Source organism: Dyella sp. M7H15-1 (assembly GCF_004114615.1).
In the GTDB taxonomy this organism is placed as follows: Bacteria; Pseudomonadota; Gammaproteobacteria; order Xanthomonadales; family Rhodanobacteraceae; genus Dyella_B.
Genome location: NZ_CP035300.1, coordinates 507121 through 520379, shown reverse-complemented (window position 1 = coordinate 520379; position 13259 = coordinate 507121). Strand labels below are relative to the sequence as shown.

The following is a 13259-nucleotide window of genomic DNA, read 5'->3' as shown; positions in this document are numbered from 1 at the left end:
ATACTTCTACAGGTTCAACGTCAGCGCCCCACTGTATCTTTCTGAATGGCATCGACCGTGTGCGAAACTATAGCATCGACGCCAAGCTGGCCAAGTTCAGCGCTGGAACGACGAGGATCGCCGCCATAAACTCCATCCGCAGCCCTCAGCTTTGGGGCCGCCTTGAGCTCGCTCAGGCGCACCATCTGCGGCGCAACGGCCAATTGCAGCGAGGTATCAGCCAGCCCTGCATGGGTACCGATTTCATCGTCGCGATAACCATGCTGGCGCAAGATCTGGGCATAGCCGTCGGAGGTGGCGGTGTAGTATTCCGGAGGCAGGAAGGCGCGGGCATTCGTGCTCGCCCAACTCTTGTTGAGCTGCGCCACGACCCGCTTCAGGTCTTTCTGGTAACCACCATGGTCGCCCAGGAAAACGATGTTTCGAAAACCATGCACAGCAAAGCTGTTTGCCGCCGATTCCAACAGTTTTTCGAAGACGTCATCGGGAATAGTAATGGTGCCCGGGAAACGCATGTGCGAGGTCGGCGGCGCGTACCCGCCTTCCGGCACATACGCCACCACCGGCGCAACCAGCGCATTGCCAAGTTTCTGCGCGATCTTTTCGGCAAGGTATTGCGCACGCACATTATGTTTGCCCACAGCGATATAAGGACCGCTTTGTTCGGTGCCGCCAACGGGAATGATGATAGTGGTTTTGCCTGCGCGGACCTGATCGCGCAACTCGGTCCAGGTGAGGTTCTGCAGTTGCACGGTTTGCGGTGTTTGCGCAAACGACGCATGAGCGGCAATCAGCAAAACGACTGACGCGATAACGCGTCCTAATGAATAGCGCATGTTCAACAAGCCTTGCAGGAAAAACCAAACCAGAGGTGGCGTGTATGGTTACACGCCACCTCTCTCAATGCACCCGCATACGCGTACTTGTCCGCGTTCTGCCTTATTCGTTCTCAGGAATGGCCTTGCGGAAAATGTCCTCCCAATACGCCATGCGTTCCGAATACGCTTCGCGTACGGATTCGGGTTGGTCATTCTGCAGGCTGCGTACAAGCGTGATCGGCAAGGTGGCCGATGCCATCTGTCGCCAGGTATCGGCGGCATCTCTCAGATGGGAATGCGAGGCCAGCAGCGCGGCAATCACCTGCTGGTCCACCATCTGCTGCGCGCTCAGCGCCATCACGCCTTCCAGCGCCATATCCGTGCGCTCGGAAAGGAAGGCTATGGCCTCACCCCAGTTATTGAAGCTGACTTCCATGGACGGCTCCTTAGATTGAGTGGGGACGGATCCAGACTATCACCAAGCGGAGCAGGACTATGTCATAGGTGTGTCTAGCGCGGGCGCATGCCATGACGTCCGCATCGCCAAGGCATGAAGTGCGAGTACTCCGGCCTGACACAGCATCCGATTACGTCCTTACCTGCTGTGTCAGGTGACGCCCCGAGTCAGCCCGACAACGTGATCAAGCTTCGTTTTCCTGCTCAGGTTTTAACCACAACACGAGCCAGGCCAGTGAAAACAAACACTTCCACACACCACGCACCAGCATTGCCAAGTTATGGAACCCCGCTTCGCAGCGCCACGGCTTGGCGCATTTCCTGCTTACCTTTTGCCTGAAGGTATTTCATGCCGAAACCAACGACTCGCCCATCCTGCAATCGGGCGCTCAGGAAGCGCGGTGACTAGGCGCAAAGACAGCAGCATCCAAATGATCTCAGGACTGCCTTGGCAAGCGGGTATCGCGCTCGGCGCAACCAGTTACATCGCCGTGCGTTATGGCGTGGCCTGGTGTATCTCCGCTTTTAGCGGCTCCCTAGATCAGGAGCTGGGCAGCTCGCTTGCCGATAGCACCTACGCGCCTATTGCTTGGTTGCTGCTTGGTGCCTGCTGGCTCGCCGCGCTTATTTCCTTTCTGGACAGCCGGCGACGCAAACATCTGTTGGGAACACAAACCGGCCTGGGCATACTCAGCACCATGGACTGGCGCGAATTCGAAATGCGCATCGCCAACGCCTTCCGGCGCCAGGGCTATAGCGTGCGCGAAACGGGCCCCAGTGGCGTTGACGATGGGATCGACCTAGTTCTGCACAAGGACGGCCTAACGACCCTGGTGCAATACCGGCAATGGCGCACCAAGCTGGTGGATGTAAAGTTGGTGCGCGAGATGTACGGCCTGCTGGTGCATCACCATGCCGATACCGTGAAGATAATCGCCATCGGCCAATACACGGACGATGCCCAGCGCTTCGCCAACGGCAAGCCGATCGAGCTGATCTGCGGCAACGCCTTGCTTGCCATGCTGCGAGAAGATCTGCCCCTAACACTGCCCAACCATCGATAGCACGTTCAAGTCTAAGAAAAAGCCGTGGAGGTTAATCTCCATGGCTTCCGTTTCAACAAATCCCTGGCCAATCAGTTCGATTCGGTGAAGCTGATCGACGGGCTCGTGCCTCCCAAAGCGGTACAGTTACCCAGGTTCAGATTGACGCTTTCGCCGGTGGTGCCGGAGTCGGCCACGCAGGACGGAGTGCTGGTGGAACCGTCGGTCACCGCCACTTTCACTGTGGCGGAGACGCCATTATTGAACTCCGCTTCCGAACCGCCAGCATCACCGACAATTTGGTATTCGAGAGTGTTCATCACCGACGCGATGTCCAGGGTGCTGTCACTCTGACTTGCGCTGTAGGCATCGCCGTTATAAGCGAGCGTGACCACATCGTTGCCACCCGTCGCTACGGTTATCGTCATCGTAACGCCAGCCAGGTCTGCCGGAGAAATATCTGCAAGCTGGGTCAGGCTGCTGTTCTTGTAGCAGTCACCCGCACCATCGCTCCCAAACCCGCTCGGGCAACGGCTGCTGCCGTAACCGATCAGCCAGTCTTGCCAAAAGACGGACCCTTCACCCTTCACATCATAGTCTGTGCCATACACAGCCTGCTGCCACACCGTGCAACCGGAATGGTTCTTGCAAGCCGTCGTGGTGGACGTGAATTGTGTATTCATCTGCAACGAATACTCATTCGTGCCAAGGATGCCGCCATCACCGTACGCCGCCACCCCAACACTCTTTTCGGATGTTTCGCCTGAAAAGGTTGGGAAGCTACCGACGGCCTTCGTGATCAGGTTCGAACCCGTCTGAATGGTGTAGTCATTGCCATTGCCCGCGGTCATCGGCGAGCCAAAAAGATAGTAGTGAGGCACCGGATGCACATGGTTTGCCGAAGCGGTCCGACACGCAACCTGTTGCCAGACAATGCTCGGATAGGAAGCGTGGTAACAACCTTCCGACGGCGCGACAATCTGTGCGATATCTTCACGCCAAGCCTGACGCGCCAGCGCTTCGATCGGCCCCACCTGTTGATTTGATGGCGATCCATAGACGTTCGCGGATGGCGCCGCAAAAACAGCAGGAACGAGGGCGGCGCTTACAAGACCAGCCACGAACACAAGTTTCTTTGCTTGCATTGCAATTCTCCCCAGAAGCAATAGCAGACAGTTACAGCCCCGGACCATCCGGTAGCCGTTTGCACTTACAACTACAACTTACCCACACACGAGCAGCGAAAGCACTCGCAGTGAGACCCCTGTCGTTGCCCTCTCCCGCATCCCCAAGGGGAAGAGAACCAAACAATGATAAATCCATTCTGACTAATGCCTTCTCCACCGGACGCTTGTGCGCCAACAGTCAAGGCAATCAATAGTGATTTTGCATGCGGCTCCCCCAAGCCACTTTGGATTCCCCTAATCCAGTCAACACGAAAGCTCAATTCACTCGACGTGTTTACTCGAGCATGCAGACAAACATGTGCAGAAGTCGTGAAGATTGCGTCCGCAAAAGCTTGCGATAAAACAGTGCTTTGCATCGCTATTTTTTGTGTGGCGAACGCGCATGCGTAACACGCGTTCCGACACGTCATATGCCATCGCAACATCGAATAATGCGCGATACGAATCGAGATGTATCGCGCGCGATAAGCGTTGCGTTTTCGCCAATCCCCATGCCTGCCGACGTATCGCCAACAACCCCGCTACTGATCAAGGGATAGCATTGACCTGAGCACACGACATCCACAGAAGTGAATTCCTGCTGACCTTTGCGGGTATCGTCACACGCTCTCGACAGCTCTACCATCGAAACACACGTAGACTTGAAAAGTCTCCCGCGCATCCCCTACGAGAGACATTCGTGTGATTACCTTAAGGAGTTCAAGCTATGCACAGCTATGCTTCCAAGTCCAACGCGATATCGACAACACCCCGTGCTTTTGCTCGCATCACCGCCATTGAAGTCACCCAGGCTGTCGATGAACAGAGCGAGGAAGGTTTGTTTCTGACGATCACCACCAACCCAACCCATCCCGAACCAGAGTTCGGCATTTTCGGCGGATAATACCCATCGCTGGAAAAATGCGCCCCGCACTTGCGGGGCGTTTTTTTTCGGCTTGAAGGAGAGGTCATGCAACACAGCGTACTCATACTTGCGCCCGATACCGACCCGCATGCGTGCGCCCTGGCATGGGCACTGGAGCAACAAGGTATCCACGCCGCCTGGACACCTTCATTGCAGGCGAAGCCTGGTTTTCATTACGCGTTCCATATCGACGCCGATCGCGAAAACTTCTTCGACGCAACCACCCGCCACACCCCTATCAGCGCAGCCTGGAACCGGCGCCTGCACGATCCACAGCCCACCTGTGCGGAAGCCGACGAAGCGTTTGCAGGCTTGGAATGGAAGCTATTTCAGCGCAACCTTTTTGGCCTGGCCAACAGCTACCACGATGCATTGTGGATCAACCCCCTGCCCGCGGCACAACGTGCCGAAAACAAACTCGCCCAGCTAAGCGCTTGCCGTCGGCTCGGCTTGCCATTTCCTGAAACAGTGGTGACGACCCATGTCGACGAAGTGGATACGCTGCGGAAAAAATGGGGGCGAATCATCTTCAAGAGTTTCATGATTCACCAATGGGAAGACGATGAAACCGGCAAGAAGCATGCTGTGGGTGTCACCCTGCTGGATGAGCGCAGCGACCTTCCTGCGGACGCCATCGCTGTCTGCCCCGGCATCTACCAGCGTTATATCGACAAGTCCTGCGATATTCGCGTTACGGTCATGGGACAACACCTGTTCGCGCTATGCCTGCGCAAGGCTTCCAGCGGCGGGTTCGTCGACTGGCGACCGCATAGCGGCGATCCGGAACTGGTTGCCGAGGCCATCACGCTGCCTGCTTTCATGGAAAACAAATTACGCGCGCTGATGCACGACCTTGGTCTCGTCTTCGGTTGCATTGACCTGGTCGTGGACCGGCATGGTGATTACCATTTTCTGGAAGTGAATCAGGCTGGCCAATTCCTGTTCGTGGAAGACATGTTGCCGGCCTATCCAATGCTGCAAGCCATGACGGCAATGCTTGCCAGCGGACGGCAGGACTTCCGTATCGACGGCTTGAAAGCCGTATCGATGAAAGCGTTTCGGGCTTCCGATGCCTATGCCCAACTTAAGGAAAGAGCCGGAAAGCTCACACCGGATAGACAGCTTTTTACGCTGGAATAATCCGCCAACCAGGCTGTCGCGGATATCAGGCGACACTCCAGACTCTGCAACCTTCGCTCCCTGTTCGCGCCATGTCCGTGCCCTGTCCGGACAGCGCAAACAACTGTCCGCGGACAAACCCAGGCATTTTCGACCACGTCGACAAATGGCTCTGGAATGCAGCTTGCAAAGGATCGCCCCAGTTGGCACAGGCTTTGCTGTATATCCAGCGAAAGCCTTGCTTCCTTACTTCGGAGAACCATCATGAAATTCGAAACCCTGATGCTCAACAGCTTTTTCGCCGCCTGCGTCGTGATCTGCGTGTCCACCCTGACAGCCATGCTGACGTAAGTGATTGAAAGCGCCAATTGACCGCATTCATGCTACTGCGTCGATCAAGCGGCGAGGGATGAGATGAGTAGCGAGGGCGCAAGCCCGAAGGTTTCGAGCTTGCGCATGAGATGATTAATTTTTTTTGCAGCAAATCATCGATGCACGCTGCACCGCGCAACGCGAAAACTATGCCACTTGGAAGGCAGCCCCCATTAGGTTCATAGTAAGCACCAGCAACGCGCCCGGCGCGAAGTCTGAGGAGTGGCCGGACGCGTGGCCTGTAGCGCTCCCTCCTAAGGAGAATGGCCATGCGATACATCCCGCGGTACACCTTGTTCGAGCATCGCAAGGATGAGGCACTCCTGCTTGCCCGCATATTCCTGATGTCACTGTTCCTGATTTTTGGCTGGGACAAATTTATCCATTTCGCAGCTACCGAAGCATACATGGAAGCCGTGGGATTGCCGCTTCCCACACTCGCAGCAGCCATTGCACTGATCATGGAATTCGTGGTTGGCATCGCCATCCTGCTTGGTTTCTACACTCGCCCATTAGCCCTGTTGCTTGCGATCTATACGCTGGTCACCGCAATGCTCGGACACCGCTACTGGCTGGTGGACGACAACCCGAGCGCACGGATCGATGTGATGATCAATTTCTACAAGAATTTCAGCATTGCTGGCGGATTGCTACTGTTGTGCCTGAGTGGACCAGGAAGGTATTCCATTGACCGGCGATAGATGGCTATCGATGGGAAAGGCATGACTTGCTTCAAGGGTGTTCGGTAGCATGCTTGCGTTGCCAGACGGTGTCATTGCGTTGGGTTTGATCGCTCATGTCACGCGCATCTCGCCCGGCGCCGCGACAATGCCTGCAAAGGCCGTCACCACTCGGTGGCAAGGTCGTCCATCGACTGACCCTGCAGATTGAGCAACTAGCCGGCGTCTGTTTCACTCATGGAGGCCGGATTGCGCTTATGCGCCGGAATGCCGGCGCTTTGCGCAAGCGCAGGTAGCGACACATTGCGGCAATACACCACCGCCCCAGAATCACACACTGTTGACCGGCGGCAGGCCACACTCGCAACACGCTCATCTTCCCCAGGCCATGCATTTGCAGCCACAATCGCCATTGAAGTGGTGTGCCGCGGCATAAAGAACTTTAAATGCCTGTTTTTCATACCATCCAGCCGCCGCCCCAGCTGAATCCACGCGAAGATCGCCCCCTGAATGTATGGCAGAAGCCACTTTTGCCTGCGCGACAAGTGCGGAGCCGCCCCCTCGCTTGATGGGGCTTGCAAGCAGCCACCGGATGTACAGATATTCTCGGCCAGGTGGTCTGTCGTCTTTATAGTTATCGTCTTCTCGCCTCATCTCTATGACCATGATGGCAATTGCTTCGTCTTCATCCGCATACCGCGCAACGAAGATTTTCTGATATTGGTCGGCCCGGAGTTTTTTACGACTTCCTGGTTTTCCTAAATCCCTGGCAACTTCAGCGCCCTCATCTTCCAGCGTCCATGCATCTCCGGAGCATTGGTATGTGTGTTTATATCTGTTGGGATTTCCGCCTTTTTTCTGCCATTCCACCCCTATGGCAGCGGCAACCTTGCCGACAAGTGGATCGTCTGTCGACACCTCCTCGACCACCGTCCGCTTTTGACAGCCTATGATCCTTGGATGTTCTTCAGATTGAATACTCGCCAAATATACGGTCTTCATCCGAAAGGCCCTTCTTCCTATGCCAAAACATTTGATCGCACGCCACCCGTTGACATAATAACGATCGTTATCTAATATAGATAACGATCGTTATCGACGGTCGCGGACATCGTGCGCCAGACGGCGCCAACCATCAACCAGGAGCCTCTTATGCCGCTCACCCTGACACTTACCGAAGGCGTACTGCCCAAGGGCACCGAGAAGAAGACGTTTTCCCGCCTTTCCGAATGCATGCTCAAGTGGCACGGGCAGTCCGAGAACGAAGACTTGAGGCCCAACATCATCGGATCGATCCATGTGATTCCAAAAGAGCACACGTTTTCCGGCCTGGTCGAGTCGCCGGTGGTGTTCGTTGAATGGAAGGTGCCGGCCTTCCTTTTTGCGGATCGCAAAATCCAGCAGGGCTATATCGAGGAAGCCACCAATATCGTGCACGAGGCATCCGGCGGCAAGCAGCCGAAGGACCGCATTTGGGTGAACGTGGTGCACGCCGTCGATGGTGCATGGGGCATTGCGGGCCACGCCTTGACCAATGAGCAACTGACGGGCCAGGTGCCCGCCTGATCCGCTTGAAATCGTCGGCGCCTCTCCCCGGAGGCAGGCGTAAGAACCGTCCCCGTACCTGAGCGGGTTGGGGCGAAAAGATAAGTTTGCGTGATGCGTGACGGTTTCCCTATGGCTGTCGTGGCCGTTTGCGTACGGCTCCGACTGATCATTCCCGCTCACGCGGGGGCACAAGGATGTGCCGGTTTTCGTGCAAGCAAATGGTGGATTGGCGCGTCGACGACGCGCCAATCGTTTGTTTCAGCGCGAAAGATCTAGATACGTATAAGGCTGGTTTTTCCGCACATCGGCGACGATCAGGAAGCGGAGCACGTGTCGCGGATCGGCGTTGCGGAATACGGTGTGCGGAACCTTCGCCTGATCCATGAACACCTCGCCGGCCTGATAGCGTTTTGGTGTTTCCCCGCCGTAAGCGGTTTCGGCCGTGCCTTCCAATACGTAATTGAAGCCCGCGGATGCGTGATGGTGCGGTGGTGCACTCACGCCTGGCTGATAGATCACCAGAATCACTTCGGTTTCGCGATCGGTACCCGCGATAGAGTGCCGTTCAAGAACAGTGCGGCTGATCGGCGGCACCGTATTTGCGTGCGAGCTGGAAGGTGAAGCCATGCCCACACCGGAACACACGGAAGCGGCGGCAAGCGATAGCGCGCAGCGCGGAATCGTTCGGCGCAAGGCGTGCATCCTCTGCGTGAAGAAAACATGTATGTCCGCGACTCGCGCAGATGCGCGGAAAAATCCGTTCGGGCCATCAATGGGTGGGAACGTCATGCTGATATCCTTCGATACGGGTTTATTGAATGGAAAATGCGCCGGCACGTCGCAAAAACACGAAGCGCGTGAAGAAAACGTGCAGATCGATAATCAGATCTGGCGCACCTGGACGATTTTCCGCTCGGATTTTAATGTGAGTGTCACAATGGCCTTCTATGTTTAGCAACGGGATGGGTCGGTGCCCGATTTCTGCCGCTTCCCGGGTTAACTGAATAGCGACCCTTAATTTAAGCTTGAATCACTATCGTTATCAATCGCGCAGCACGGGCGTCCATCCAGACAATCTTATTCGAATGACCGAATTAAGAGCAGGGCCGGTAAGGGCAGCCGTTGCAGTGCGCCAACACAAGAGAACAGACAAACCTTTTCCCGGTGCAGGAGGTGATGTTTATGCTTTTCAAAGTTGTGTCGAACGTTCGTCGATTCACCGTCAGCCAGCAAGCTTTCCAGATGCTCACCGCTATGGCACTGCTGGGCATGTGCGCCGTGCCGAAGGCAGCACATGCCAGTGACGCCAACAATCCCAATGCCAACTATTTCATCGCCAGCAACGGTTCCAACCAGGTGATGATGTACAACGAGGACACCGGCAAGTTCCTTGGCGTGGTCGCGGCCGTATCCGCACCGGTTGCTTCGCAGATCGGCCCCGGCGCGGATTTGTATCAGTCCGCCGCTGGCTCGGGGCAGGTACTGCGCTTTGACGGCTTCACCGGCGCATACAAGGGCGTTTTCATCGATAAGGGTAACGGCGGACTGAATTGCCCGACGGCGCCGAATTTCGGACCGGATGGCCTGGTGTACGTCGGCGACAATTGCTCGAATCAGATGTTGCGCTATACGCAGGACGGCAAGTTCGTCGACGTATTCGCTGACGCATCCTCCGGGCTGGTTCTGCCGTTCATGCAGACATTCGACCAGAACTATATGTACATCGCCGCCGGCGGCACCAACCAGGTGATCGTCTACAACGTGTGGACCAAGCAGGTTACCGATCGCTGCGTTCCGCCCAATCCTGCCGATATGCAGCAACCGATCGGGCTGGAGATCGGTCCCAATGGCGATCTGTATGCGGGCAGCGCGCTCACCAACTCGGTGGTTCGCTTCACACGCGACGGTAAAGGCCACTGCGCCTTCAAGGACATTTTCGTACCGCCGGGTTACGGCGGCATCTCCAATCCGCATGCGATCCGCTTCGGCGGTCCCAACAGCAACCTGTACGTGGTCAGCACCGGCACCAACCAGGTGATGACGTATGACCGCGTCACCGGCAAGTTCCTGGGCATCGAGGCGGACGGAAACAAGGATGGCATGTCGCAGGCGAGGGGATTGACCTTCACGCCGCGCCCGATCTTCAACGTGTACGCCAAGGTGCTCGGCGATGTGTCCATACCGGGCATCCACGACTTCAAGCACGTGCACGTCGATCATGAGCTTAAGGATTTCAGCGACTCGTCGCCTGACGCGGTGCTGATGTCGATCGACTACAGCGACAAGAGCGTCGACGTGAGCAAGATGGTGCTGCACGCGCATATCGGAAAGCCGGACTACAACTTCCAGCTGGATTTCGCCAACCGTAGCGGTGCCGAACAGCACTACACCATTTCCTACATCGCAACCAACAGCCACGGGCTTACCACTATGGCGACGACGGAGGTGGACGTTCCACCCATGTAAATCCATACAAGTCCGGCGTTGCCAGGCCTGGCATCGGCGTTATCCCGTGGGCGGGGAGCCGCCCACGGGGAAAGTGGAATTGTTCACGTTATTATTGAGTCATCACACTAGACAGTCCGCGTGCTTGCCGAGCACGCCGCGTGCGTAATAGGCGAAGCTTGCCGCGTGGCGTTTTTCAGTGGTGGTCCAGGCGCGGGCTTCCTGGGCAAGGTCGTGCGGCAGAGGCTTGATTTCGCCGGCCGACATCGCGCGCAGTTGCGCGGCGGCGGCACGTTCCATCAGCAGGGCAAGCACGCAGGCTTCATCCACGCTGCGTCCGGCGGTGAGATAACCATGGTGCGCGAGCAGCACGGCATGTTTGTCGCCGAGTGCTTGCGTGATGATGCGGCCCTCTTCGTTGCCAACCGGAATGCCGGGCCAATCGGGAAGAAACGCGCAATCGTCGTACAGCGGGCAAAAATCCATATGCGATACCGTCAGTGGCATGCACAACATGGACAGGGCGATGACGTGCGGCGAATGCGCATGGATGATGCATTGCACGTCCGCGCGATGGCGATAAATCCAGGCATGGAAGCGGTTGGCGGGATTGGGCATGCCGTGGCCATCGATGACGCGGAGGTCTTCATCGACCTCGACGAGGTTGGAAACGCGGATCTCGTCGAAACCCAGGCCGAACTGCTGGGTATGGAACGTGCCATGCGCAGAACCGCGCGCGCTGACCTGCCCTGACAGGCCGGAAGCGTGCCCGGCCTCGAACAGGATGCGGCAGGCGAGCGCGAGCTTCTGGCGCACCGTCCATCCCGCGTCGGTCAGCATCTCGCGCATGGCGGCGTGCGCACGGCCGACCAGTTCCGATTTTTCCGTTTCGAATGTCGAAACCATGTTTTCCCTTGTCTGCTGGCTGCAAAAAAATAGTGAAGCGGCGAATCGCACGATTGAAACACAACGAGCGTGCAATGGTGATCACTACGACGCGTTTCAACGAGGACACCCATGGCCATTCCGAAAATTCCGCACTACGACGCACCCACCGATGTCGCGCTCTCGCGTTCGCCGCTCCCTTGGAAGCTGGACGTGCGGCGTGCGGCACTGCTGGTGCACGACATGCAGAACTACTTTCTGCGCCCGTATGAATCCGCGCGCTTCGTGCACGGCATCATCGACAACATTGTCGCGATCAGGCGGCTTTGCCACGAGCTGAACGTGCCGGTCTACTACACCGCGCAACCTGGCGGACAGAGCAAGGAACACCGCGGCCTGCTGCTCGACTTTTGGGGCGCAGGCATGCCGCAGGACGACGAAGCGACGGCGATCGTGCCGGGGCTGGAGCCGGTGCCCGGCGTCGACCAGATATTGGTGAAGCATCGCTACAGCGCATTCGCCAGGAGCGACCTGTTGCAACGTTTGCGGCAGGCCGGACGTTCGCAGCTCGTCATCTGCGGCGTATACGCCCACATCGGCTGTATGGTGACCGCCACCGACGCGTTCATGGCCGACATACAGCCGTTCTTCGTGGCCGACGCGCTCGGCGATTTTTCGCTGGCCCATCACGAGATGGCGTTGCGTCTCGTGGCGCATTGCTCGGGAAGAGTGCTGCCGGCGATGCAGGTGAAACAGGCATTGGCGAGCGAGCTGTTGACTACATAACGATCGTTATGTAATCCTTATGAGGATGGATTGAAACTCTTCGATCAGAGCAATGCGATCGGGGAACAAGATGTACGCCAGCCGTGTTCGGCCGTCATTGACCCGTTTCGCTGTTGAAAAGCGCCTCAGCTTTCGTGGGAGTGTCGGTCGAGGGGGATGAAAGGGCCGCACGTCCTGATGCTCACTTTCACTGAGACGAAACACATGGTGATTCCCGCAACGTCGAGATTCAGCAGCAAAACCATCGTGGTCACCGGCGCGGCGCAGGGCATTGGTGCGGCGGTTGTGCGTATGCTGGTTGCCGAAGGCGCTTTCGTCCATGCGCTCGACGTCAACCAGGAGCCGCTGCAGCAGCTTTGTGCGGCCATGAACGAGCATACCGAATGCTGCGAAGCGATCCCGATCGACATCAGTCGTCGCGAAGCGGTGGAAACGGCGGTGGCGCAGATCGAGCGTCGACGGCCCATCGACGGCCTGGTCAACGGCGCCGGCGTCCTGATACCCGCGCCGTTCGAAGCCATCACGCCAGAGGCATGGTCGGGCATGTTCGACGTCAACGTGCATGGCACTTTCTTCATGTCGCACAGTGTTGCGCGCCGGATGATCGAGCGTCGCAAGGGTGCGATCGTGACGATCGCTTCCAATGCCGCCACCACGCCGAGGATGAATCTTGCGGCGTACTGCGCATCGAAGGCCGCCGCGGCGATGCTTACCAAGTGCATGGGACTGGAACTGGGCCGGCATGGCATCCGTTGCAATGTGGTGTCGCCGGGTTCCACCAACACCGCCATGCTCACGGCGATGGCGGGCGAAGGTGCGGAGCGCGACCGCATGCTGATCGATGGCGACCAGCACGCATACCGGCTCGGCATTCCACTGCGCAAGATCGCCGAACCGGAAGACATCGCCCGGGCGGTGATATTTCTGCTTTCCGATGAAGCCAATCACATCACCTTGCACGACCTGGTGGTGGATGGCGGGGCCACGCTGTAGCCGCGGCTGGCTTTTCCTGTTGC

The 13259-nt window shown here is 57.3% G+C and carries 15 protein-coding genes; 9 read left to right on the top strand and 6 right to left on the bottom strand.

Annotated features, from left to right (window positions below):
- Nucleotides 1–20 precede the first annotated feature (20 nt).
- Together EO087_RS02640 and EO087_RS02635 are read right to left on the bottom strand one after the other, a co-directional pair.
- The gene (locus EO087_RS02640; RefSeq protein ID WP_128897526.1) at nucleotides 21–836 is read right to left on the bottom strand and encodes a creatininase family protein; all 816 of its coding nucleotides are present in this window, start codon (nucleotides 834–836) and stop codon (nucleotides 21–23) included.
- Between the two features lie 103 nt (nucleotides 837–939).
- Nucleotides 940–1254 carry a hypothetical protein gene (locus tag EO087_RS02635; RefSeq protein WP_128897525.1) on the bottom strand — a complete coding sequence of 105 codons (315 nt, stop codon included), beginning with the start codon at nucleotides 1252–1254 and terminating at the stop codon, nucleotides 940–942.
- Nucleotides 1255–1705: 451 nt separating this feature from the next.
- Here EO087_RS02635 and EO087_RS02630 point away from each other — a divergent pair, with 451 nt between their 5' ends.
- Nucleotides 1706–2338: a restriction endonuclease gene (locus EO087_RS02630; protein WP_128897524.1), complete on the top strand. Its 633-nt coding sequence runs from the start codon at nucleotides 1706–1708 to the stop codon at nucleotides 2336–2338.
- 71 nt (nucleotides 2339–2409) lie between these two features.
- Here EO087_RS02630 and EO087_RS02625 read toward each other — a convergent pair whose 3' ends face one another.
- Nucleotides 2410–3462: a hypothetical protein gene (locus EO087_RS02625; RefSeq protein ID WP_128897523.1), complete on the bottom strand. Its 1053-nt coding sequence runs from the start codon at nucleotides 3460–3462 to the stop codon at nucleotides 2410–2412.
- Nucleotides 3463–4210: 748 nt separating this feature from the next.
- On the opposite strand from EO087_RS02625, the gene EO087_RS16095 reads away from it, so the two are divergent.
- From EO087_RS16095 to EO087_RS02615, 3 genes are all read left to right on the top strand, one after another.
- A complete protein-coding gene (locus EO087_RS16095; RefSeq protein ID WP_164931746.1) occupies nucleotides 4211–4387 on the top strand; it encodes a hypothetical protein in 177 nt (58 codons plus the stop codon).
- Between the two features lie 66 nt (nucleotides 4388–4453).
- Nucleotides 4454–5548: a hypothetical protein gene (locus tag EO087_RS02620; RefSeq protein WP_128897522.1), complete on the top strand. Its 1095-nt coding sequence runs from the start codon at nucleotides 4454–4456 to the stop codon at nucleotides 5546–5548.
- Between the two features lie 620 nt (nucleotides 5549–6168).
- Nucleotides 6169–6600, top strand: coding sequence for a DoxX family protein (locus EO087_RS02615; protein WP_164931745.1), 432 nt, complete (start codon nucleotides 6169–6171; stop codon nucleotides 6598–6600).
- A 351-nt stretch (nucleotides 6601–6951) separates the two neighbouring features.
- Here the strand turns inward: EO087_RS02615 and EO087_RS02610 are convergent, their stop codons facing one another.
- Nucleotides 6952–7581, bottom strand: coding sequence for a hypothetical protein (locus EO087_RS02610; protein ID WP_128897520.1), 630 nt, complete (start codon nucleotides 7579–7581; stop codon nucleotides 6952–6954).
- Between the two features lie 150 nt (nucleotides 7582–7731).
- Here EO087_RS02610 and EO087_RS02605 point away from each other — a divergent pair, with 150 nt between their 5' ends.
- The gene (locus EO087_RS02605; RefSeq protein ID WP_128897519.1) at nucleotides 7732–8145 is read left to right on the top strand and encodes a 4-oxalocrotonate tautomerase; all 414 of its coding nucleotides are present in this window, start codon (nucleotides 7732–7734) and stop codon (nucleotides 8143–8145) included.
- Nucleotides 8146–8385: 240 nt separating this feature from the next.
- Here the strand turns inward: EO087_RS02605 and EO087_RS02600 are convergent, their stop codons facing one another.
- A complete protein-coding gene (locus tag EO087_RS02600) occupies nucleotides 8386–8754 on the bottom strand; it encodes a cupin domain-containing protein (protein WP_128897518.1) in 369 nt (122 codons plus the stop codon).
- Between EO087_RS02600 and EO087_RS02595 the strand changes: the two genes are divergently transcribed.
- Both EO087_RS02595 and EO087_RS02590 read left to right on the top strand, forming a co-directional pair.
- A complete protein-coding gene (locus tag EO087_RS02595; protein WP_128897517.1) occupies nucleotides 8753–9082 on the top strand; it encodes a hypothetical protein in 330 nt (109 codons plus the stop codon). The two genes, EO087_RS02600 and EO087_RS02595, sit on opposite strands and share 2 nt — an antisense overlap.
- Nucleotides 9083–9309: 227 nt before the next feature.
- Nucleotides 9310–10593 carry a hypothetical protein gene (locus EO087_RS02590; RefSeq protein ID WP_128897516.1) on the top strand — a complete coding sequence of 428 codons (1284 nt, stop codon included), beginning with the start codon at nucleotides 9310–9312 and terminating at the stop codon, nucleotides 10591–10593.
- A 102-nt stretch (nucleotides 10594–10695) separates the two neighbouring features.
- Here EO087_RS02590 and EO087_RS02585 read toward each other — a convergent pair whose 3' ends face one another.
- Complete coding sequence (locus EO087_RS02585) at nucleotides 10696–11478, bottom strand: aldolase (protein ID WP_128897515.1); 783 nt, start codon at nucleotides 11476–11478, stop codon at nucleotides 10696–10698.
- A gap of 111 nt (nucleotides 11479–11589) precedes the next feature.
- Between EO087_RS02585 and EO087_RS02580 the strand changes: the two genes are divergently transcribed.
- Both EO087_RS02580 and EO087_RS02575 read left to right on the top strand, forming a co-directional pair.
- Complete coding sequence (locus EO087_RS02580; protein ID WP_128897514.1) at nucleotides 11590–12243, top strand: isochorismatase family protein; 654 nt, start codon at nucleotides 11590–11592, stop codon at nucleotides 12241–12243.
- A 204-nt stretch (nucleotides 12244–12447) separates the two neighbouring features.
- A complete protein-coding gene (locus EO087_RS02575; protein ID WP_128897513.1) occupies nucleotides 12448–13236 on the top strand; it encodes a 2,3-dihydro-2,3-dihydroxybenzoate dehydrogenase in 789 nt (262 codons plus the stop codon).
- Nucleotides 13237–13259 lie beyond the last annotated feature (23 nt).